General features: G+C 61.6%; 21 protein-coding genes. 14 read left to right on the forward strand and 7 right to left on the reverse strand.

Going from position 1 to position 21,398, the window contains the following annotated elements; all coding sequences use genetic code 11:
• From rseP to AB1E33_RS00530, 9 genes are all read left to right on the forward strand, one after another.
• Positions 1 to 1,353, forward strand: a complete 1,353-nt coding sequence (rseP, locus tag AB1E33_RS00490) for an RIP metalloprotease RseP (RefSeq protein WP_372575296.1) — start codon at positions 1 to 3, stop codon at positions 1,351 to 1,353.
• An 87-nt stretch (positions 1,354 to 1,440) separates the two neighbouring features.
• Positions 1,441 to 1,566 (forward strand): hypothetical protein, encoded by a 126-nt coding sequence (locus AB1E33_RS00495; protein ID WP_372575297.1) that lies wholly within the window; start codon positions 1,441 to 1,443, stop codon positions 1,564 to 1,566.
• Between the two features lie 129 nt (positions 1,567 to 1,695).
• Positions 1,696 to 4,056, forward strand: a complete 2,361-nt coding sequence (gene bamA / locus AB1E33_RS00500) for an outer membrane protein assembly factor BamA (protein WP_372575298.1) — start codon at positions 1,696 to 1,698, stop codon at positions 4,054 to 4,056.
• Between the two features lie 48 nt (positions 4,057 to 4,104).
• Positions 4,105 to 4,641 carry an OmpH/Skp family outer membrane protein gene (locus tag AB1E33_RS00505; protein WP_372575299.1) on the forward strand — a complete coding sequence of 179 codons (537 nt, stop codon included), beginning with the start codon at positions 4,105 to 4,107 and terminating at the stop codon, positions 4,639 to 4,641.
• A 70-nt stretch (positions 4,642 to 4,711) separates the two neighbouring features.
• On the forward strand, positions 4,712 to 5,185 hold the full coding sequence (gene fabZ, locus AB1E33_RS00510; RefSeq protein ID WP_372575300.1) for a 3-hydroxyacyl-ACP dehydratase FabZ: 474 nt from the start codon (positions 4,712 to 4,714) through the stop codon (positions 5,183 to 5,185).
• Positions 5,182 to 5,967, forward strand: coding sequence for an acyl-ACP--UDP-N-acetylglucosamine O-acyltransferase (gene lpxA, locus AB1E33_RS00515; protein WP_372575301.1), 786 nt, complete (start codon positions 5,182 to 5,184; stop codon positions 5,965 to 5,967). Before fabZ ends, lpxA begins: the two co-directional genes overlap by 4 nt.
• Before the next feature lie 3 nt (positions 5,968 to 5,970).
• The gene (locus tag AB1E33_RS00520; protein ID WP_372575302.1) at positions 5,971 to 6,765 is read left to right on the forward strand and encodes an LpxI family protein; all 795 of its coding nucleotides are present in this window, start codon (positions 5,971 to 5,973) and stop codon (positions 6,763 to 6,765) included.
• Positions 6,765 to 7,922 (forward strand): lipid-A-disaccharide synthase, encoded by a 1,158-nt coding sequence (gene lpxB, locus AB1E33_RS00525; RefSeq protein WP_372575303.1) that lies wholly within the window; start codon positions 6,765 to 6,767, stop codon positions 7,920 to 7,922. Before AB1E33_RS00520 ends, lpxB begins: the two co-directional genes overlap by 1 nt.
• Positions 7,922 to 8,506, forward strand: coding sequence for a hypothetical protein (locus tag AB1E33_RS00530; RefSeq protein WP_372575304.1), 585 nt, complete (start codon positions 7,922 to 7,924; stop codon positions 8,504 to 8,506). The genes lpxB and AB1E33_RS00530 overlap by 1 nt, the downstream gene beginning before the upstream one ends.
• Positions 8,507 to 8,513: 7 nt before the next feature.
• On the opposite strand, the gene mnmA is transcribed toward AB1E33_RS00530, so the two are convergent.
• Entirely contained in the window at positions 8,514 to 9,659 is a 1,146-nt protein-coding gene (gene mnmA, locus AB1E33_RS00535; protein ID WP_372575305.1) for a tRNA 2-thiouridine(34) synthase MnmA, read from the reverse strand.
• A gap of 129 nt (positions 9,660 to 9,788) precedes the next feature.
• Here mnmA and sciP point away from each other — a divergent pair, with 129 nt between their 5' ends.
• From sciP to recG, 4 genes are all read left to right on the forward strand, one after another.
• A complete protein-coding gene (gene sciP / locus AB1E33_RS00540; RefSeq protein ID WP_372575306.1) occupies positions 9,789 to 10,079 on the forward strand; it encodes a CtrA inhibitor SciP in 291 nt (96 codons plus the stop codon).
• Positions 10,080 to 10,166: 87 nt separating this feature from the next.
• Complete coding sequence (gene ctrA / locus AB1E33_RS00545) at positions 10,167 to 10,883, forward strand: response regulator transcription factor CtrA (RefSeq protein WP_372575307.1); 717 nt, start codon at positions 10,167 to 10,169, stop codon at positions 10,881 to 10,883.
• A gap of 114 nt (positions 10,884 to 10,997) precedes the next feature.
• The gene (gene ligA, locus AB1E33_RS00550; protein ID WP_372575308.1) at positions 10,998 to 13,250 is read left to right on the forward strand and encodes an NAD-dependent DNA ligase LigA; all 2,253 of its coding nucleotides are present in this window, start codon (positions 10,998 to 11,000) and stop codon (positions 13,248 to 13,250) included.
• The gene (gene recG / locus AB1E33_RS00555; protein WP_372575309.1) at positions 13,247 to 15,337 is read left to right on the forward strand and encodes an ATP-dependent DNA helicase RecG; all 2,091 of its coding nucleotides are present in this window, start codon (positions 13,247 to 13,249) and stop codon (positions 15,335 to 15,337) included. The genes ligA and recG overlap by 4 nt, the downstream gene beginning before the upstream one ends.
• Before the next feature lie 551 nt (positions 15,338 to 15,888).
• On the opposite strand, the gene AB1E33_RS00560 is transcribed toward recG, so the two are convergent.
• Both AB1E33_RS00560 and AB1E33_RS00565 read right to left on the reverse strand, forming a co-directional pair.
• The gene (locus AB1E33_RS00560) at positions 15,889 to 16,530 is read right to left on the reverse strand and encodes a MarC family protein (RefSeq protein ID WP_372575310.1); all 642 of its coding nucleotides are present in this window, start codon (positions 16,528 to 16,530) and stop codon (positions 15,889 to 15,891) included.
• 56 nt (positions 16,531 to 16,586) lie between these two features.
• Complete coding sequence (locus AB1E33_RS00565) at positions 16,587 to 17,039, reverse strand: iron-sulfur cluster assembly scaffold protein (protein WP_372575311.1); 453 nt, start codon at positions 17,037 to 17,039, stop codon at positions 16,587 to 16,589.
• A 67-nt stretch (positions 17,040 to 17,106) separates the two neighbouring features.
• Between AB1E33_RS00565 and hisI the strand changes: the two genes are divergently transcribed.
• Positions 17,107 to 17,466 (forward strand): phosphoribosyl-AMP cyclohydrolase, encoded by a 360-nt coding sequence (gene hisI / locus AB1E33_RS00570; RefSeq protein WP_372575312.1) that lies wholly within the window; start codon positions 17,107 to 17,109, stop codon positions 17,464 to 17,466.
• Positions 17,467 to 17,471: 5 nt separating this feature from the next.
• Here hisI and gluQRS read toward each other — a convergent pair whose 3' ends face one another.
• From gluQRS to AB1E33_RS00590, 4 genes are all read right to left on the reverse strand, one after another.
• Positions 17,472 to 18,311 (reverse strand): tRNA glutamyl-Q(34) synthetase GluQRS, encoded by an 840-nt coding sequence (gene gluQRS, locus AB1E33_RS00575; RefSeq protein WP_372575313.1) that lies wholly within the window; start codon positions 18,309 to 18,311, stop codon positions 17,472 to 17,474.
• Positions 18,308 to 18,922, reverse strand: coding sequence for a class I SAM-dependent DNA methyltransferase (locus AB1E33_RS00580; protein WP_372575314.1), 615 nt, complete (start codon positions 18,920 to 18,922; stop codon positions 18,308 to 18,310). The genes gluQRS and AB1E33_RS00580 overlap by 4 nt, the downstream gene beginning before the upstream one ends.
• A gap of 22 nt (positions 18,923 to 18,944) precedes the next feature.
• The gene (gene trmFO / locus AB1E33_RS00585) at positions 18,945 to 20,300 is read right to left on the reverse strand and encodes a methylenetetrahydrofolate--tRNA-(uracil(54)-C(5))-methyltransferase (FADH(2)-oxidizing) TrmFO (RefSeq protein WP_372575315.1); all 1,356 of its coding nucleotides are present in this window, start codon (positions 20,298 to 20,300) and stop codon (positions 18,945 to 18,947) included.
• Between the two features lie 260 nt (positions 20,301 to 20,560).
• Positions 20,561 to 21,346 carry an enoyl-CoA hydratase gene (locus AB1E33_RS00590; protein ID WP_372575316.1) on the reverse strand — a complete coding sequence of 262 codons (786 nt, stop codon included), beginning with the start codon at positions 21,344 to 21,346 and terminating at the stop codon, positions 20,561 to 20,563.
• Positions 21,347 to 21,398 lie beyond the last annotated feature (52 nt).

A 21,398-nucleotide genomic window follows, 5' to 3' on the forward strand; every position in this document is an offset into this window, starting at 1 on the left:
TTGGACATTCTAGGGATGATCCCGCAGTTCGGCGGACTTCTGTACACCATCATTGCCTTTGTGGTGGCGCTTTCGGTGATCGTAGCGGTCCACGAATACGGCCATTACATCGTCGGGCGCTGGTCGGGCATTCACGCCGAGGTGTTCTCGCTGGGCTTTGGTCCCGTATTGTGGAGCAGGGTCGACCGCCACGGCACCCGTTGGCAATTCGCACTGCTGCCCTTTGGTGGCTATGTGAAGTTTCTGGGCGATGCCAATGCGGCCTCGGGCAAGGATGGCGCAGCAATGCAGACGTTGGCCGAGGACAACCCGCAGGCCGTGCGCGCCTCGATGCATGGTGCGCCGCTCTGGGCACGGACTGCGACGGTAGCTGCGGGCCCCGTATTCAATTTTATCCTGTCGATCCTCGTCTTCGGCGCGATCTTCATGTTTCGCGGCGTCGCCAGCGACCCCCTGACCGTGGGCGCGGTCGAGCCGCTGCCGAATGTGGTCGAGGAATTGCAGGTTGGGGACCGGATCACGGCGATCGACGGGGCGGTGGTGCCCGATATTGGTAACACCGATGCCTGGGGCGATTTCATCGATGATCTGCAGCCCAAACCGGTGCTCGAATATGCAGTCGTTCGTGACGGGCAGGACGTGCTGGTTCAGGGGCCGTGGCTGTTTCCGCCACTGGTCAGTGCGGTGGCGCCCCGCAGTGCTGCGATGGATATCGACCTGAAACCCGGTGATGTGATCACTGGCATTGACGGCGCGCCGGTCTTTGCGTTCTCCGAGTTGAAGGATGCAGTCGAAGGATCGGACGGGAAGGGGCTGCTGCTGAATGTCTGGCGCGATGGCGAGATGCTTGAGTTTGCGCTTGTGCCCCGTCGCACTGACGAGCCGCAGCCCGATGGTGGTTTTGTCACCCATTGGCGGATCGGTATTGTCGGCGGCATGGCGCTGGAACCTGCGACAGAACGGGCGGGGCCGGTGCAGGCCCTGGCCGAAGGGACCGAGCAGACCTGGCGGATCATTCGCGGATCGGTCTCGGGCCTGTGGCACATGATCACCGGCGCAATCAGCACCTGCAACATCTCGGGTCCGATCGGAATTGCCGAAACATCGGGCGCAATGGCCAGTCAGGGTGCACAAAGCTTCATCGGGTTCATTGCAGTGCTGTCGGCGGCGGTGGGCCTGATGAACCTGTTCCCGATCCCGGCGCTGGATGGCGGACATCTGGTCTTTTACGCCTATGAGGCGATTGCAGGCAAACCGCCCAGTGATCTGGCCCTGCGGGTGCTGATGACGGCGGGCATTTCGCTGATCCTCGGCCTGATGGTCTTTGCGCTCAGCAACGACTTGTTCTGCTGACTTCGTCCCTCTTGTTGCCGCAGGTCTGCCCAAGTCTCGCCATATTCCGACACTAGTTTATTCCCATTCATTCTTTGGGGGTTTGCCATGCAGACACTTCAACATTCCTATCGCGGGCTAAGCCTGCTTTTTGAACTGAACTGGGACCGCCTGCTGTTTGTGGGCGCGCTTGGGGCAGGTCTCGCCATGGGCGCTTATCTCAACAGTTTCTGATTCTCGGGCTCTGATTTCCAAGAAAGGCACGTGAACCGCAGGGTTGCGTGCCTTTGGTGTTTTGACAACTCGCTTCAATCCCGCTAGTGAAAAGCAAAAATAGCGGTTTGAAATCGGGTAGTACAAAAAATGAAGACTGGCACGGGGACGGGTACATCCTGCGGCGGAGCACGGGGCAGCGGCAATATGTTGTGGCGCGCGCTGGCTGCGATTTTCTTTTTGACGACAACGGCTTTTGTAACCCTGCCGGATATGGCAGCGGCGCAAACCTATGTCTTCAATTCGGTCCAGGTCGAGGGCAACGAACGGATCGAAACCTCGACCATCATCACCCGCACGGGAATCGAACGTGGCAAGGAAGTCAGCGCGGGCCAGCTCAACGATGCCGTGCAGCGGGTTCTTGACAGTGGCGTATTTGAAACAGTCGAGATGATCCCGCGCGGCAGCACCTTGATCGTGAAGGTCGCGGAATACCCGACGATCAACCAGATCAGCTTCGAAGGCAACAAGCGGATCAAGAACGAAGTGCTGACCGAAGTTGTATCCTCGGAATCGCGCCGTGTGTACACGCCTGAGCAGGCTGAACGGGATGCTGTTGCGATCTCGGATGTCTATTCGGCGCGAGGGCGTATTGCCGCAACGGTTGTCCCGCGCATCATCCGCCGCAATGACAATCGTGTCGATCTGGTCTTCGAGATCGCCGAAGGCGAAACGATCGAAGTTGAGCGGATCAGTTTTGTCGGCAACCGCAACTATTCCGACCGCCGCCTGCGCCGCGTGCTTGAAACCAAACAAGCCGGTTTGCTGCGGACTTTCATTCAGGCTGACACGTTCATTGCCGACCGGATCGAGTTCGACAAACAGGTTCTGCGCGACTTTTACCTGTCGCGCGGCTATGTCGATTTCCGCGTGAACAGTTCCAACGTGGAATTCACCCGCGAGCGCGACGCGTTCTTCCTTGTTCTCAACGTTACCGAAGGCCAGCAATTCTCGTTTGGTCAGGTCACCGTGTCCAGCGAGATCGCGGGCGTTGATCCCGCGCCCTATCTGGAGGCGATCAAGGTCCGCCCGGGGGTGATCTATTCCCCGTCGCTGGTGGACAATGAAATCGCGCGCCTTGAAAAGCTGGGCCTGCGCAACGGAGTAGATTTCCTGCGGGTCGAACCCCGGATCACTCGCAATGACCGCGACCTGAGCCTGGATATCGATTTCGCGCTGGTGCGTGGACCGCGCATCTTTGTCGAGCGGATCGATATCGAGGGCAACACTACAACCCTGGACCGGGTGATCCGCAACCAGTTCCGGACGGTCGAGGGCGACCCCTTCAACCCGCGTGAAATCCGCGAGAGCGCGGAACGGATCCGTGCTCTGGGCTTCTTCGCCAATTCCGATGTGGAAACCCGCGAAGGCTCTACCCCGGACCGGGTTATTGTCGATGTGGATGTCGAAGAGCAGCCGACCGGCTCGCTCAACCTCGGCGGTAACTACTCGGCGGCGGACGGGTTTGGTCTGGCGATTGGATTGACAGAAAACAACTTCCTAGGCCGGGGACAGAGTGTATCGCTGAATCTTTCAACGGCGCAGGAATCAGAGCGCTATACCTTCAGTTTCTCCGAACCCAACCTTCTGGGGCGTGACCTGCGTGGTGATCTGGATCTTGGATATGCCGCGCGCGATTCGAGTTTTTCGAACTACGATACCAGACGTGTCTTCTTCACGCCCGGCGTGACATTTCCGATTGGCGAATTGTCCTCAATGCAGTTGCGTTATGACTGGGGCCAGAGTGAAATGCGCAACCGGGGGTCTCAGCCGGTAGGGGCGGTCATCGCCTCGGAAATCGCCGAGGGCAAGCGGACTGCCAGCGGGTTGGGGGTGAGCTATGTCTATGACAGCCGTCGCAGCGGGCTTGATCCCACGGCAGGTGTTCTGTTCCGGGCCGATGTGGACGCGGCGGGGCTTGGTGGAGATGACAAATTTGTCAAGGCAAAGGTCACCAGCACAGCGCAGCGCCTGGTTTTGAGCGAAGAGGTGACCCTGAAGGCAACTGTCGAGCTTGGCGCTTTCCACTGGCTTGGCGATGGCAACAGCCGCACGATCGACCGTTTTCTGCTGGGGCCGCGCACCTTCCGCGGGTTCGAGCCAGCGGGCATCGGCCCTCGCGATCTGTCCAACAATGTGGATGATGCCATCGGCGGCAACTATTACGCAGTTGCACGGCTCGAGGCCGATTTCCCGCTCGGACTGCCCGAAGAATACGGGATCCGTGGTGGGTTGTTCTACGATCTGGGCAACCTGTGGAATATCGATGATGTGAATACCACCGGCGCCTCTATCGTCGGGGGAAGCGGGTCGCTCCGGCAAGTGGTCGGTTTCTCGGTCCTCTGGACAACCCCTTTTGGCCCGCTGCGCTTTAACTTTTCAAAGGCGCTTCAGAAAGAGGACTTCGACAAGGAGCAGAGTTTCGACGTGACCCTGCAGGCGCGGTTCTGATCCCGGATGGTGCTTGGGCGCAGATCCGGCCTGGGCGCTGCGCTGGCAATGACAGTGGCGCTGCTCTTCGGGGCGCCACCGGCGGCGGCACAGGATACTGGCCTGCCCACCGGCCAGATCCTGACCATTTCCGCCGACCGGCTTTTTGCCGATTCTAATTTCGGTCAACGTGTGCTCAGCGAATTGGAGGCCGAGGGCATTGTTCTTTCCGCCGAGAACGAGCGCATCATTGCAGAGTTGAGCCGCGAGGAAGAATCGTTGACCGAGCGCCGCGCCACAACCGACCCGCAAGCCTTCCGCGCGCTGGCCGATGCCTTTGACAAGAAGGTAGAAGAACACCGCGCCAACCAGAAGGCCAAGCTTGATGCGCTGACGCTGAACCGTGAGAAGGCGCGCGCGGTGTTCTTTGAGGCCGTCCGCCCGGTACTGGAAACGCTGATGCGGGATACCGGCGCGGGCGTCATTCTGGAACGCTCGGATGTTTTCCTGAGCGCCAATGCCACGGACATCACCGCCGACGCCATCGCTCGGATCAACGAGGCGATCGGCGATGGTGCGGATCTGGAAATCCAGATCGAGCGCTAGCTTGCTTGCTCAAACGGGCGTCTGTTGCTAGTGACGCCCCAACAAGAATGAACCACGGGACGACCGCGCAATGACATCAGAGACCAAGAGCGCCGATATTCAACTGATCCAGCGTATTCTGCCGCACCGCTATCCCTTTCTTCTGGTCGATAAGGTGGTGGATATTGACGGCTTTGCCTCATCGCGCGGGATCAAGAACGTCACCATGAACGAGCCGCATTTTCAGGGCCATTTTCCCGGCACTCCGATAATGCCAGGCGTGACGATCATCGAGGCGATGGCACAGACGGCGGGCGTTATGCTGGGGGTTGGCTTCGATGTGATCGATACCGAATTGCTGATCTATTTCATGTCCATCGACAAGTGCAAGTTCCGTCGCAAGGTGGTGCCCGGCGACGTGATGGAGATGCATGTCCAGACCGTGCGCGGCAAGAAGGGCGGCAAGATCTTCAAGTTCAGCGGCCTGGCCACGGTCGAGGGCGAAGTGGCGGCGCAAGCCGAGTTTTCTGCCTATGTTGACTGGGACATGGAAAAGACCACATGAGCGGCATCCACCCCAGCGCCATCATCGAAGAGGGCGCGCAGATCGGCCAGGACTGCGTCATCGGCCCATTCTGTGTGGTCGGGTCGCAGGTGAAACTCTGCGACCGGGTCGAGCTCAAGTCCCATGTGGTGGTGACCGGCGATACCGAGATCGGCGACGATACGGTGATTTTCAATTTCTCGGTGATCGGAGAGATCCCACAGGATCTGAAATTCGGCGGTGAAAACACTTCGCTGGAGATTGGCAAGCGTAACCGCATCCGGGAACACGTGACGGTCAATACAGGGACCGAAGGCGGCGGCGGGGTGACCCGGATCGGCGATGACTGCCTGCTGATGGCAGGCGTTCATGTGGCGCATGACGTGCAGATCGGCAACCGGGTCATCATGGTCAATCATTCCGGGGCGGCGGGACATTGCGTGGTCGAAGACGACGTGATCGTCGGCGGCATTTCCGGACTGCATCAATGGGTGCGGGTGGGGCGCGGCGCGATCATCGGCGCGCTGACCATGGTGCCCAATGACGTGATCCCTTATGGCCTAGTGCAGGCGCAGCGCGGGCGGCTTGACGGGTTGAACCTTGTCGGTCTCAAGCGGCGTGGCTTGTCGCGGGCCGATATCTCGGCCCTACGCGCGGCCTTTAAGGAACTGTCCGAAGGAGACGGCACCTTCCAGGATCGTGCAAAGCGCCTGGGCGAAAGCAGCGACAGCGAGTATGTTCAGCAGATCGTTGATTTCGTGACCGGGCAGAGCGACCGGTCCTTCTTGACGCCGGAGCGCTGAGCCATGCTGGCGCTGATTGCCGGAACCGGGGGCTTGCCTGACGAAATCGTCGCGCGGCTGCCCGAGCGGCCTTATATCTGCGCGATGGAGCCGTTCCTGCCGGACCATTTGAACGTGGACCGCCCCTTTGTCGTCGAACAGCTTGGCACACTGATTGCGGAGCTCAAAGACAGGGGCGTGACAGCGATCTGCATGGCGGGCGCGGTCGGGCGACCTCCGATCGATCCGTCACGCATCGATGCCGCCACCATGCCGCTGGTGCCGGTGCTGCAGCAGGCGATCCTGTCCGGCGATGACAGCGCCCTGCGCGCGATCATCGGAATTTTCGAAGAGGCCGGACTGACCCTGCGCGCCGCGCATGAGATTGCGCCGGACCTGTTGCCGCCGCTGGGCACGCTGACCGAGGCACAGCCGGGCGAGGGTGATCTGCGCGATGCCGATCGTGGTACCGGCGTGGTGCGCGCGATGAGCGCCGCCGATATCGGGCAGGCCTGCGTGGTGGCCAAGGGGCAGGCGCTGGCGATCGAAGGGATTTATGGCACCGCCTGGATGCTGCAATCGCTTACCCAGCGCCCGGATGCGGGCGGTGGCATCCTGTTCAAGGCGCCGAAACCCGGTCAGGACCGGCGCGCCGATCTGCCGACAATCGGCCCCGACACCGTAACCGGCGCCGTTGCCGCCGGTCTCTCCGGGATCGTGATCGAAAAGGGCGGCGTGATCGTGCTGGAGCGTGACCGGGTCGTCGAAGAGTGCAACCGGCTCGGCCTGTTTCTGACCGTGCGCGAACGGACCGCCTGATGCAGGTCTTCATCCTTGCGGGCGAGCCCTCGGGGGACCGGCTAGGCGGGGCGCTGATGCAGGGGCTGCAACAGTTGGAGCCAGACGTGCGCTTCGAGGGGATCGGCGGGCCGATGATGACGGGGCAGGGGCTGCAGAGCCGCTTTCCGATGTCGGAGCTCAGCGTCATGGGTCTGACCGAGGTGCTACCGAAATTCTTCCACCTCAAGCGCCGCATCGCCGAGACGGCTCAGGCGGTGCTTGAAATGAAGCCGGATGTGCTGATCACCATCGACAGCCCCGATTTCAGTCTGCGCGTGGCCAAACTGGTCAAGGCACAAAGCACGATCCGCACCGTGCACTACGTGGCTCCCAGCGTCTGGGCCTGGCGGCCGGCGCGCGCGAACAAGATGGCCAAGGTGATCGACCATGTTCTGGCCCTGCTGCCCTTTGAGCCGCCCTATATGGAGCGCGCCGGGATGGAATGCGACTTTGTTGGCCATCCCGTGGCCGCCGATCCGGTGGCCAGTGCAGACGAGATCGCTGCGCTGCGGGCGGAACTGGATCTGGGTGATGCGCCTGTGTTGCTGGCCTTGCCGGGTTCGCGACGGGGCGAGATCGAGCGGCTCGCGCCGGTCTTTGGCGCCGCTCTACAGGTCTTTCTGAAAGATCGGCCCGAGATGCGCGTACTTGTTCCGGCGGTGCCGCATGTGGTTGATCTTGTGCAGGCGCAGGTCGCCGACTGGCCGGGTCGCCCTGTCATCCTCGACCCGCGTGGGATCGACAGCGACGTTGCCGCGACGCGCAAGCGTGCGGGTTTTGCCATGGCCGATCTGGCGCTGGCGGCCTCGGGCACAGTCTCGCTGGAATTGGCGGCGCAGAACACACCGATGGTGATTGCCTACAAGCTGAGCTGGCTCACCCAGAAGATCGCCGAACGGATGGTCAAGCTGGATACGGTCACGCTGGTCAATCTGGTCAGCGAAACCCGCGTTGTGCCGGAATGCCTCGGCCCCGAATGCACCCCGGACAATGTCGCCGCCGCGCTTGCGGCGTTGCAGGCCGACGCCTCGGGGCAGTCTGCAGCCATGGCGCTGACGATGGAGCGTCTGGGCCGCGGTGGAGAAGCACCGGGTCTGCGCGCCGCCCACGCCGTGTTGGACCGGCTGCAAGGCTGATGCTCGACCACCTGATCTTTGCGCTCTCTGCTGCGCTGGCGCAGGTGCTGACCAATCTCGACAATCTGGCGGCGCTGATTGCGCTGATGCTGGTGTCGGGTGCGGCGCGCTCGGTCGTCGGGTTTCTGCTGGCGCAACTGCTGATGCTGGCGGCGGCGATGGGTGTGGCTTTTGGCGTCAGTGACGCGGTACCGCATTGGGCGGGGTATCTGGGCGTCTTTCCTCTCGGGCTTGGACTTTGGGGATTGTGGCGGCAGTTTTCAGTGCGATCTGATGCGCCATCCTCGCCGCTGCCGGCTGGGGCATCGGTATTGGTGACAACGCTGCTGTTTCTCAGCCTCTCGGTGGACAGTTTCATGGTGATGGCGCCATTGCTGGCCGATTCTGCCCCCAGCTATCGCATCGCCGGACTGATCGGGGCCGTTCTGGCGGTTTGCGCTCTGGCGGTACTGGCGCTGGCCGGGGCCCGCGCCACTGGTGCCGCCGAGCGGATTGCCCGCCGGATGGAAAGGATCGTGCCCTATGTCATGATCTGCGCCGGGATCTACATCCTCAGCAACAGCTGGACTGACGTGGTCCAGTAGCGATGGTTCAGTAGCCGCGCCAGATCCAGCCGCCACCAAAGATGCGGCTGCCACCGGTTTTATAGAACACACAGGCCTGACCCGGCGAGATACCTTCCTCGGCGCTCAGCAATTCGACCTCGGCGGTGGTGTCGCTCAGCGGTCGGATCACCGCCTCGCGCGGGGGGCGGGTCGAGCGGACCTTGACCGAGACATGCCATTCGTCGCGGCTGGTGAACGGTTCATCCCCCAGCCAGTTGATCTCGCGCACCGGCACCGTGCGGGTGGCCAGCAACTCTTTCGGCCCGACGACGACCTGTTTGGCATCCACATCCAGCTTGACCACGTAAAGCGGTTCGCTGAGGCCCCCAATGCCCAATCCCCGTCGCTGACCGATCGTGTAGTGAATGACACCCTCATGGCTACCCAGCACCCGGCCATCGGCATGCACGATCTCGCCCGGTTCCGCGGCGCCGGGGCGCAGCTTTTCGATCACGCTGGCATAGTTGCCATTGGGCACGAAACAGATGTCCTGACTGTCGGGCTTGTCAGCCACGGCCAGACCATACTGGGCTGCCATCTCGCGCGTGGCATCCTTGGAGGGCAGGTGGCCCAGTGGAAAGCGCAGATAGTCCAGTTGCTCGGGCGTGGTCGAAAACAGGAAATAGGACTGATCGCGGTTGGCATCCTCAGCACTGTGCAGTTCCGGCCCGTTCGGTCCCATCTTGCGCTGGATATAGTGACCGGTGGCCATGCAGTCGGCCTCAAGATCCTTGGCGGTTTCCAGCAGGTCCTTGAACTTCACACGCTCATTGCAACGGATACAGGGCACCGGCGTGGCCCCGGCAAGGTAGCTGTCGGCGAACTCGTCGATCACCGCGTCCTTAAAGATGTTCTCATAATCAAGAACGTAGTGGGGAAAGCCGCGTTCCTCGGCCACCCGGCGCGCATCGTGAATGTCGATGCCCGCACAGCAGGCACCTTTTTTGGCCAAGGCCGCGCCGTGGTCATAAAGCTGCAGCGTCACGCCCACCACGTCATAGCCCTGATCGGCCAGATAGGCAGCCACGACCGAGCTGTCGACACCGCCCGACATGGCCACGACCACCCGTGTTTCCGAGGGCGGTTTGGCGATGCCAAGCGAATTCAGTTGTGTGTCGTTGTCCAGCGCCATCGGGCGACTCCTGCGGATCGGTGGAAGACCGGCAGAATATAGGAAAATCCTAGATACTCTCAAGAGGTGGTTTCATGCGCCGTTAAGTATGCTGCGCGACAGTTTATGGGCCAAAAAGGGGATAAGGTGATGTTTCTACGCAAGGTTGAAGGACCGAACTCGGTCACGCTGCCGGACGGCTCGATCATGACACGGTCCGATCTGCCGCCGGCAAATACCAGCAGATGGGTTGCATCCCGCAAATTCGCGGTCGTGCGGGGCGTGCTTTATGGTCTGATCACGCAATCGGAGGCGCAGAAAGCCTATGGGTTGAGCGAAGAGGAATTCAATGGCTGGGTTGCCGCCGCAGCAACCCACGGAGAGGACGCTTTGAAGGTCACAGCATTGAAAAAATATAGACAACTTAAGGTTGATACATGATAGTTTTATTATCGGTAACGTTGGATTAACCATTTTTGTCCACGGTGAACCCGAGAGCGAGTTTCTGTAGAACACGGAGAGCAGTGCATGCGCATACTTCTGGTCGAAGATGACCCAACAACTTCGAAGAGCATCGAACTGATGCTGACCCACGCCAACCTGAACGTCTATGCGACGGATCTGGGTGAAGAAGGGATCGATCTGGCCAAGCTCTATGATTACGATCTGATCCTGCTGGACCTCAATCTGCCCGACATGGAAGGGCATGAGGTGCTGCGGCAGCTGCGCATGGCACGGATCGAAACGCCGATCCTCATCCTGTCCGGTGCCGATGACACCGAAAACAAGATCAAGGGCTTTGGCTTTGGAGCGGATGACTATCTGACCAAACCGTTCCACCGCGAAGAACTGGTGGCACGCATCCACGCGATCATCCGCCGGTCCAAGGGGCATTCGCAGTCGATCATTCAGACCGGGCGAATCGCGGTCAACCTGGATGCCAAGACGGTCGAGGCAGATGGTCAGCCGGTTCATCTGACCGGCAAGGAATACCAGATGCTGGAACTGCTGAGCCTGCGCAAGGGCACCACGCTGACCAAGGAGATGTTCCTCAACCATCTCTATGGCGGAATGGATGAGCCGGAACTCAAGATCATCGATGTTTTTATCTGCAAGCTGCGCAAAAAGCTAAGCATTGCGACCGATGGCGAGAATTACATCGAAACGGTCTGGGGCCGCGGCTATGTGCTGCGCGATCCGCAGAATGACAGCCTGACGGAATCGAAACTGGCCGTCGGCGCCTGAACATCCCCCGGCCGCCCGTCCAGAGCGGTCCCACCACTCACACGCAACGTCTGGACCTGACGATGGCCTCGTCCTAACACTTGTGACCGAAACCACAAGCGGCGGGGCGGGGCCATGTCCGATACACAATCAGTCGACACGCTGACACAAAAACAGGCGCGTGATGAACTCGCGCGGCTCGCCCGGTTGCTGGAGCGTGCGAATCAGGCCTACCATGTCTCCGACGCGCCCGAGATCAGCGATGCGGAGTATGACGCGCTCAAACACCGCAACGCTGCGATCGAGGCGCGGTTTCCCAAGCTTAAACGCAAGGACAGCCCCTCGGATCAGGTTGGCGCGCGTCCGGCAGAGGGGTTTTCAAAGGTCCCCCATGCGGTGCGGATGTTGTCGCTGGGCAATGCTTTTGATGACGAGGATGTGAGCGGCTTCGTTGCATCGATTCGAAAATATCTGGGGCTGTCGGGTGACACTCCGCTGAGTTTCACCGCCGAGCCCAAGATCGACGGGCTATCGTTGTCGCTGCGCTACGAAATGGGCAGGCTGGTTCAGGCGGCAACGCGTGGCGATGGTGAGGTCGGCGAGAATGTTACCGCCAACGCACTGACCATTGAGGATATTCCCGCGACCGTCACCGGCGCGCCGGATGTGCTGGAAGTGCGGGGCGAGGTCTACATGACCCATGCTGATTTCGATGCGTTGAACGCCCGACAGGAACAGGAAGGCGGCAAACGCTTTGCCAACCCGCGCAACGCCGCAGCGGGCTCTCTCCGGCAACTGGATGCGAAGATCACCCGCGCCCGCCCCCTGAAGTTCTTTGCCTATGCTTGGGGCGAGATTTCGGCGCCCCTCGCTCAGACGCAAATGGCGGCGATTGAACGTCTGCAAACGCTTGGGTTCCAGACCAACCCGCTGACCCGGCTCTGCCGGTCAGTGCCTGATTTGATCGCCCATTACCGCGAAATCGAAGCGCAGCGCGCAACGCTGGGCTATGACATCGACGGTGTGGTCTACAAGGTCGATGCGCTGGATCTGCAGGCGCGGTTGGGGTTCCGCTCGACCACGCCTCGTTGGGCGATTGCGCATAAATTTCCCGCCGAACTGGCCTGGACCCGGCTTGAGGCGATCGACATTCAGGTGGGTCGCACCGGCGCGCTCAGCCCGGTCGCACGGCTGCATCCAGTGACGGTGGGTGGCGTGGTGGTCTCGAACGCGACCCTGCACAACGAGGACTATATCGCGGGCCGCGATGCCACCGGGGGCGAGATCCGGGGTGGCAAGGACATTCGTGTTGGCGACTGGGTGGAGGTCTATCGCGCCGGGGACGTGATTCCGAAAGTGGCCGATGTTGACCTGAAGAAGCGCTCGAAAGCTGCTGTAAAATATCAATTTCCTACACAATGCCCCGAATGTGGCAGCGAGGCGATACGCGAGGAAGGCGACGCGGTGCGCCGCTGCACCGGGGGGTTGATCTGCCCCGCTCAGGCCGTTGAAAAGCTGAAACATTTCGTGTTGCGAAAAGCCTTCGATATCGAAGGCCTGGGCGCCAAGCAGGTCGAAATGTTTCATGGTGACGAGACCCTGCCGATCAACACGCCTGCCGACATCTTCACGCTTCAGGCCCGCGATGCGCAGAACCTCGGCAAGCTGAAGAACCGCGATGGTTGGGGGGACACTTCGGCCAAGAACCTCTTTGCTGCGATCGAGGAAAAGCGCACCATCCCGCTGGCGCGGCTGATCTTTGCCCTCGGCATCCGCCATGTGGGCGAGGTCGGCGCACGTGATTTGGCGCTGCATTACCGGGACTGGGACGCGATGGCCGATGCTGTCGACACGGCGCGCCCGGCGGCGCTGGCCCATCGCGCCGCCAATGCCGCCGAAGAGGCCGAGCGGATTATCGCGATGGACGCTGGACGCCGGGCGCAGATCAAACAGGCCCGCGATGCCGCAACGGCCAGATGTGATGTTCCGGACGCAGCCGCCATCGCCTGGGGTGATCTGACCGGGATCGACGGTATCGGTGCCACCCTGGGCCTGTCGCTTTCCGATGCATTTGCCAACACCGAAGAACGTTCCGCATTCGACGACTTGCGGGCGCATTTGACCATCGTGCCACCCGAAGCCCCCGCCGCAGAAAGCCAGGTCGCGGGCAAGACCGTGGTCTTCACCGGCACGCTGGAGAAAATGACCCGAGCCGAGGCCAAGGCGCGGGCCGAGGCGCTAGGGGCCAAGGTCTCAGGCTCGGTCTCGGCCAAGACCGATCTGCTGGTGGCGGGGCCGGGGGCCGGGTCAAAGGCCAAGAAAGCCGCCGATCTAGGCATCGAGACACTGGACGAGGATGGCTGGCTGCACCTCATTGGCGACGCATGAGCGGGCGCCCCGAACAGCTGTTCCCGCTATTTGCGGGGCTTGAGACCCTAGAGGGTGTTGGGCCCAAAACCGCGCAACTACTGACACAGGCCGAGATCACCGCGCCGCGCGATATCCTGTTCTCGCTGCCTTATGCGGTGGTGGACCGCAGGCGGCGCAACAGTATCAAGGGGATCGATCTGCCCGCGACACTGACCGTCGAAGTGACCGTTGGAACGCACCGCGCTCCGCGCAGTCGCGGTGGGGCGTACCGTGTGCATGTCGAGGACGAAAAGGCGGACTTCCAGCTGGTCTTCTTCCACGCGCGCGGCGATTACCTGAAACGGGTGCTGCCGACAGGATCGCGCCGGGTGATCTCGGGCAAGCTGGAACTGTTCGACGGAATGGCGCAGATGGTGCATCCCGACCATATGCTGCCGGTGGAAGAGGCAGGAGATATCCCCGATTTCGAACCGGTCTACCACCTGACGCAGAGCATCACGCAAAAGACCATGTTCAAGGCCACCCGGGCTGCGCTGGAACGCGCGCCGCACCTGGATGAGTGGATTGATCCGGGTTTGAAGGAACGTGAGGGCTGGAGTGACTGGCATGCCGCGATCGAGGCCGGGCATGCCCCGCGCGGGCTGGATGACATACTGCCGCACGCCCCCGCAAAGGCACGGCTGGCTTATGATGAGCTGTTCGCCCATCAGATGACGCTGGCGCTGGCCCGTCGGCGCGAGCGCAAGGGGCGCGGTATTTCCAGCATCGCCACCGGCGCGTTGCAGTCGCGTGTGCTCGCTAGCCTGCCGTATAGGTCTACTGATGCGCAGACCCGCGCCATCGCCGAAATCTCGGAGGATATGGCGGCAGAGATTCGGATGAACCGGCTGCTGCAGGGCGATGTGGGTGCGGGCAAGACGCTGGTGGCCTTCATGGCGCTGCTGGTCGCGGTCGAGGCGGGCGGGCAGGGTGTGATGATGGCCCCCACCGAAATCCTTGCCCGCCAGCACTTGGAGGGGCTGCGCCCGTTGGCCGAAGAGGCGGGCGTGGTTCTGGAGATTCTTACCGGACGCGATAAGGGGGTGGACCGGCGCGGCAAGCTCGACGCGCTGGCGCGGGGCGACATCCAGATCCTGGTCGGCACCCATGCGGTGTTTCAGGAGGATGTGCGCTTTGCCGACCTGCGCCTGGCGATTGTCGATGAACAGCACCGGTTCGGCGTGCGTCAGCGGATGGAACTTGCAGAAAAGGGCTTGGGCGCGGATGTGCTGGTGATGACGGCAACGCCGATCCCGCGCAGCCTGTCGCTGGCGCAATATGGCGACATGGATGTCTCGATCCTGGATGAAAAGCCGCCCGGTCGCAAACCGATCAAGACCGCCGTCATAAGTACGCAGAACTTGGATGCGGTGGTTGACCGGCTGCGGCAGGCCATCGCCGAAGGGCGGCAATGCTATTGGGTTTGTCCGCTGGTCGAGGAATCGGAACTGGTCGATCTGACCTCGGCTGAAGACCGGTTCAAACGCCTGCGCGCGGTGCTTGGCGAAGGGGTTGTCGGCCTTGTGCATGGTCAGATGCCGCCCGCCGACAAAGACGCGGCCATGGCGGCGTTTCAAAGTGGCGAGACCAAGGTGCTGGTGGCCACCACCGTGATCGAGGTGGGGGTCAACGTGCCCAATGCAACGATCATGGTGATCGAACGGGCCGAGATTTTCGGTCTGGCACAGCTGCACCAGCTGCGCGGCCGGGTTGGGCGGGGTGAGGCCGAATCGACCTGCCTGCTGATGTATCAGGCTCCGGTCAGCGAAAGCGGACGGCGCCGACTGGAAGTGCTGCGCGAGACTGAGGACGGTTTCCGCATCGCTGAAACCGATCTGGAGATGCGCGGCGCGGGTGACCTGATCGGCACCGCGCAATCGGGGCTTCCAAAGTTCCGCATCGCCGATCTGGAACGGCAGGCGTCTCTGATGGCGATTGCGCAGCGGGACGCACGTGCGTTGCTGGAAGCAGACCCGGAGTTGGCAAGCGATAGAGGGCAGGCGGCGCGGGTTCTTCTGTGGCTGATGCGGCAGGATCAGGCGATCCGATTGATATCGGTTGGGTAAGCCCCGTCCCTGAAACCGTCCGGGGGACGGTTTCAGGGGCGAATGGGCGGAGCACCGGAAGCGGGCCGAGTTTGCAAACTCCAAAACATCATGGTTTCAATGAGTTGGTGAATTCTTTCACAAAATGTTCGCGAATGTTCTCATAAAGTTCTTTACAAAGACTTTCAGAAATGAGAACAAAAGGTCAACAAATGCCTGAGAACTGAGCCGGAGGTGACCCATGCTGACCCAGATCAAAACTGCGCTGACCCGTTCCCGCAATACCATCCTGCAAGATGCGTTGGGTGCGGCCTCGCTGGTTGTGATGCTGATGGTCGCCTTGCACATGCCCGGCCTCTGAACCCTATCTGCCTGCGATCTCGTGCCGAGGCCCCTGCATCCTGTTCGATCCCGATGCAAAGGGTGACCTGCCTGTCCTTTACCCTATAGGGGGATGTCCCGTTCCCCTGCCGGGCGCTTCGGTCCCAACACGAGAGACGCATTCCTGCCGCCGCCCTCTCCCGCCCGGGAGGAGCGGCGGTTTTTTTTGTGAGGAGCGCGCTCGGCGCGACCTATAGCTCACCGGTTTGAATGATGTCGAGCAGCGCAGACAGTACCGCATTGGCCGCGACCGAGGCCAGAATCATGCCCATCACCCGGCTGACAATGGCCGATCCGGCATGGCCGATCACACGGATGATCGGTTCAGCGAACAACATCAGAACATAAGCCACCGCGATGACCGCCACCATGACCAGCGCGGTGATCCCCTGGTCCACGGGGCCATAGCGGTTGTTGTCGGTCAGCATCACCACCGCCAGCATTGCGCCGGGCGAGGCCAGTGACGGCACCGCCAGTGGAAAGATCGCCGGGTTTTGTTTGCGACGTACTTGGGCGGATTTGTCGGCCTCGACGATCTTGGTATCGGTCTCGACCTTGCTTTCGCCAAAGATCATGGTGAGCGCAAAGAGGAACAGCACGATGCCACCCGCAACCTGAAAAGAGTTCAACCCGATATCCAGCGCGTCGATCAGTAGCTGGCCCAGCACCAGAAAGAACATCAGCACGCCCACGCTGACCATCGCCGCCTGGAGCGCGGTGCGGCGGCGGGTGGCGGCGTCGATTCCGGCAGTGACAGCAATGAAGACGGGAATGGTGCCGATCGGGTCGATCACCACCCACAAGGTCACGAAACGGTCCAGCAGATCTTCCAATACATCCCCTCCGATATTGGTCCGACGTTAGCCAAGGGTGAGGGGCAATGCCACCGTCAGGCGCAGTTTGCCTGTTCGGCCTGCGCCATGGCCTCGGCTGTGGCCTCCAGCGCCAGCATGATCGAGGCATGGCGATTCTTGTATTCACGCGCCGGGATCAGTACCTCAAGCCCGTCAAAGGGGGCGTCCGGGGCAGGGCCGTCCTGCTTCAGCATCATCTTGAGTTGATCGCGGGCAGTTTCCACCTGTTTGCGGGTGGTACCGATGATGGCCGACCCCACCACCGAAGCAGAAGCCTGGCCAAGCGCGCAGGCTTTCACATCCTGCCCGTATTCAGCGACACGCCCGTTCTTCATCATAACATCGACCGTCACGGTCGAGCCGCAAAGCGGCGAGCGTTTCTTGACACTGGCATCCGGCTCGGCAAGGCGGTCCAGATGTGGGATATCTGCGGCCAGCGCCAGAATGCGGCCTGAATAAAGCTTGATCAGATCGGTTTCGCCGGACATGGCTTTCCCTCGTTGTACGTTCCCCATACATAGTGGGCGCGTTCCGGGATGCAAAAGGTTTTCGCAGATGGATTTCGACCCCAAGACACTGACCTACAACGCCGACGGGCTGATCCCCGCCATCGCACAAGATGCCAGCAGTGGCGAGGTGCTGATGATGGCCTGGATGAACGAAGAAGCCGTGCGACAGACGCTGGACACGCGCCGGGTCACCTATTGGTCGCGCTCGCGGCAGTCGTTCTGGATCAAGGGCGAAAGCTCGGGCAATGTACAGGAACTGGTCGATCTTCGGGTGGATTGTGACCGCGACTGCCTGCTGGCGGTCGTGAACCAGACCGGTCCTGCCTGCCATACCAACCGGCGCAGCTGTTTCTACACGTCGGTGAATGACGGGAGTGAGCGGGAGCTGATGACGCCGATGGCGTGAGGCACCTATAGCCCGACCATCCGACGAATCTCCTGTGACGTGACACCCTCGGCGCGGTACTTGGCGATGGCGCGGGCGTCGTCGCGTTTGGCAAGCCTCTTGCCCTGATCGTCACGGATCAGGCGGTGATGATGATATTCGGGCGTCGGAAGGCCCAGCAACCCCTGCAGCAGGACCTGCAGAAAGGTGATCTGATACAGATCCTCGCCCCGGATAATGCGCTTGATCCCTTGTGCTGCGTCGTCGACCACCGAGGCCAGCACGTAAGAGACTGTCTCAAGCTCCTTCCGACCCAGAACCGCATCACCGGTCTCGGCAATCAGGCGGTCGGGGTCCAATTGATGCGAACCGGCATGTTTCGCGCCGGTCTCGGTGAAACCGGGCATCTCGATGCTTTGGACCGCCACGCGCATGTTGAGCCGCAGCGCGTCGCCCGTTTTGCGGTCACTCATCGGACGGTGGCGGCAGGTACCGGGATAGACGCCGGGGGCCAGCGGCGCGCCCTCCTGCGGGGCCGAAAGCGCTGCGCGGATATCGCTGCGAGCGCAGGAGCAGGGAAAGATCAAGCCGCGTTCGGCCAACTGTGTGAGCGCCGCGTGGTAGACTTCCAGCTGATCGGATTGTCGTAACACCGGCTCCTCCCATGTCAGGCCGAGCCAGCTGAGGTCCTTGTAGATCAGCTCCTCCCATTGCGGGCGGGCGCGGCTGGTGTCGGTGTCCTCGATGCGCAGCAGAAACCGGCCGCCTGCGGCGCGCGCTATGTCATGGGCCAGAAGCGCCGAATAGGCATGGCCCAGATGCAGCGGTCCGGTGGGCGAGGGCGCGAAACGGGTGGTGAATGTCACGCCTTTTCTAGCACGTAGACGTCGGCGCCCATATCCTTGCCGGGTAGGTGGGGGCCGTATTCGCGAAACAGCAAACGCGCGGCACCGCAATCGAGCCATTCGTTCAGCTTGCCGGTGAAATGCCGGTCGGCCAGCGCGTGGTCATTATAGGAAAACGCCAGCATCCCGCCGCGCCCCAGCGCGTTCATCAGCAGGTCAAACGTGGCGGGCGGGGCCGCCCCGGTGCCCAGAACACCGATGGCGGTGATCGCCTTGTAGGCCGCTTTGGCCAGGGGTTCGGGATCGTGCAAGTCCAGCACGTCCAGCGCGCGATAGGCGGCTTTGGCACGCGCGCCCTCCAGCATCTCCGGCGACGGGTCCATGCCGTCGATTACCTCGAACCCGGCGCGCCGCAGGGCGAGGCCGGACAGGCCGGTGCCGCAGCCGAAATCAAGGATCGGCGTTTGCGGTTCAGGCAGTTTGACCCAGAGCGCGTCGGCAACACGGCCGGGCGTGACATAGCCGTTCTCGCTCACCTCGGCTTCATAGCTGGCGGCCCATTTGTCGTAATGGTCGCGGGTTTCGTCGGTGGTGCTGAGCCCATAGGTCTTGTCGAGGAATTTTTCTGACATAAGACAAGAATAAGCGCGCGGATCACGCCGCGTCCAGCGCGCATTGCTCCAGCCAGCCCTGCCAGGCCGCCTTGGCGCGATCGGTATAGGCCTTGTAGCGGTCCTTGCGGCCGCGACGGCCGCCCTTGAGACCCTCGACCGGGCGGAACAGGCCGAAATTGACGTTCATCGGCTGGAACGTCTTGACCTCGGCACCACCGGTGATGTGATGGATCAGCGCACCCATGGCGCTGTCTTGTGGGGCGGTGGGCAGGGCGTGACCCAGAATGTCTGCCGCCGCCAACCGCCCGGCCAGCAGACCCATGGCCGCACTTTCTACATAGCCCTCGACGCCGGTGATCTGCCCGGCAAAGCGGATGTTCGGACGTGAGCGCAGCCGCATCCGGTCATCCAGCAGGGTGGGGGAGTTTATGAACGTGTTGCGATGAATGCCGCCCAGCCGCGCGAAACTGGCGTTTTCAAGCCCGGGGATCATCCGGAACACATCCGTCTGCGCGCCGTATTTCATCTTGGTCTGAAAGCCCACGATGTTGAACAGCGTGCCAAGTGCGTTGTCGCGGCGCAGCTGCACCACTGCATGGGCTTTCACATCAGGTTGATGGGGGTTGGTCAGGCCCACGGGCTTCATCGGCCCGTGGCGCAGGGTCTCGCGGCCGCGTTCGGCCATCACCTCGATCGGCAGGCAGCCGTCGAAGTAATTGGCGGTTTCGCCCTCGTGGAATTCGGTCTTGTCAGCGGCCAGCAGCGCGTCGATGAACGCCTCGTACTGGTCGCGGTCCATCGGGCAGTTGAGATAGGCGGTGCGTTCCTCTTCGGTGTCGCCCTTGTCATAGCGCGACTGCATCCACGCCTTGTCCATATTGATGCTCTCGGCATAGACGATGGGAGCGATGGCGTCGAAAAAGGCCAACGCCTCGGCTCCGGTCTGGGCCCGGATCGCCGCGCCAAGGGCAGGCGACGTCAGCGGGCCGGTGGCGAATATCCACTGGCCGGTCTCGGGCAGCTCGTTGATCTCTTCATATGAGACGCTGATATTGGGATGTGCGAGCAGCCGTGTGGTGACGGTTTCGGCAAAGGGATCGCGATCCACCGCCAAAGCGCCACCCGCCGGCAAGCGGTGCTGATCAGCGCAAGCCATGATCAGGCCACCCGCCGCGCGCATTTCCCAATGCAGCAAGCCGACGGCGTTTTGTTCGTCATCGTCGGATCGGAAAGAGTTGGAACACACCATCTCACCCAGATTGCCAGTCTGATGGGCAAAGGTGCCGACCTTTGGCCGCATCTCATGGATCACGACCTGAACGCCCATTTCCGCCGCCTGCCAAGCCGCCTCGGACCCGGCCATGCCGCCGCCTACGATATGCAATATCTCTGTCATGGCCTGCCACATAGGGCAGGGCGCGCGCGGACGCAACGCTGCCAGCTACCGTCAGAACCGAATTGTCAGGAGGAGGAGGATTTGGGGTCGCTGCGGCGGGAATGTCGAAGTCAGCGAGAGAACTGACCAGGAGGGACCTTCCACCTACAACGACCCAAAACTATCCTTGGCTTTCGCCATGCCCAAGCATTGACACAGTCTTGCCCAGATTAAAAGTGCGAATATCGAAACAATGCTAAAAAAAATGTGAGACGTTCCCTTTATTGGCTCCAATCGGGGGGTCTTTTTTCGATAAAGGCGGCAATACCCTCTTCGGTATCACGATGCAGCATGTTTTCAACCATGACGTTTCCGGTGTGGGCATAGGCCTGATCCAGCGGCAACTGAAGCTGCTCGTAAAAGGCGCGTTTGCCAATTTTCACAGCCACACCAAGCTTTTGGGCCAAGGTCTGGGCCAGCACGTTGGTCTCGTCGGCCAGCCTGTCGGCAGGCACGGCGCGGTTGATTAGCCCCAACTCGGCGGCGCGAGCGGCGTCGATGAACTGGCCGGTCGTGAGCATTTCGAACGCCTGCTTGCGAGGGATGTTGCGGGTGAGGGCGACCATAGGTGTTGAACAGAACAGGCCGATATTGACGCCATTGACCCCGAATCGGGTGTCCTCGGCGGCGATGGCCAGATCGCAGGTCGCCACCAGCTGGCAACCAGCGGCAGTGGCGATGCCATGGACCTGCGCGATCACCGGTTGCGGGATCGACTGCACGGTCATCATCATGTGCGCGCAGCGGTCGAACAGATCCTTGAAATAGGCCTTGCCGCCATCCTCGGACTGTCGGCCCGCCGTCATCTGCTTCAGATCATGGCCAGCGCAGAAGGCCTTGCCCGCACCCGACAGGATCACCGCGCGCACAGTCTTGTCCTCGGCGATCTGCTCCAGCGCGTCTTGCAGCGCGGCCAGCATCTCGTCCGACAGCGCATTGAGTCGCTCGGGCGCGTTCAGGTGCAGATGCGCCACCGCATCTTTGTCATGTCGTTCCAAAATTGCCATCTTGTCCTCACCCCTGTTCCGGGCCAACTCTATGCGGCAGCAGGGCGGAGGG

Source organism: Ruegeria hyattellae (assembly GCF_041537925.1).
Lineage (GTDB): Bacteria > Pseudomonadota > Alphaproteobacteria > Rhodobacterales > Rhodobacteraceae > Ruegeria_C.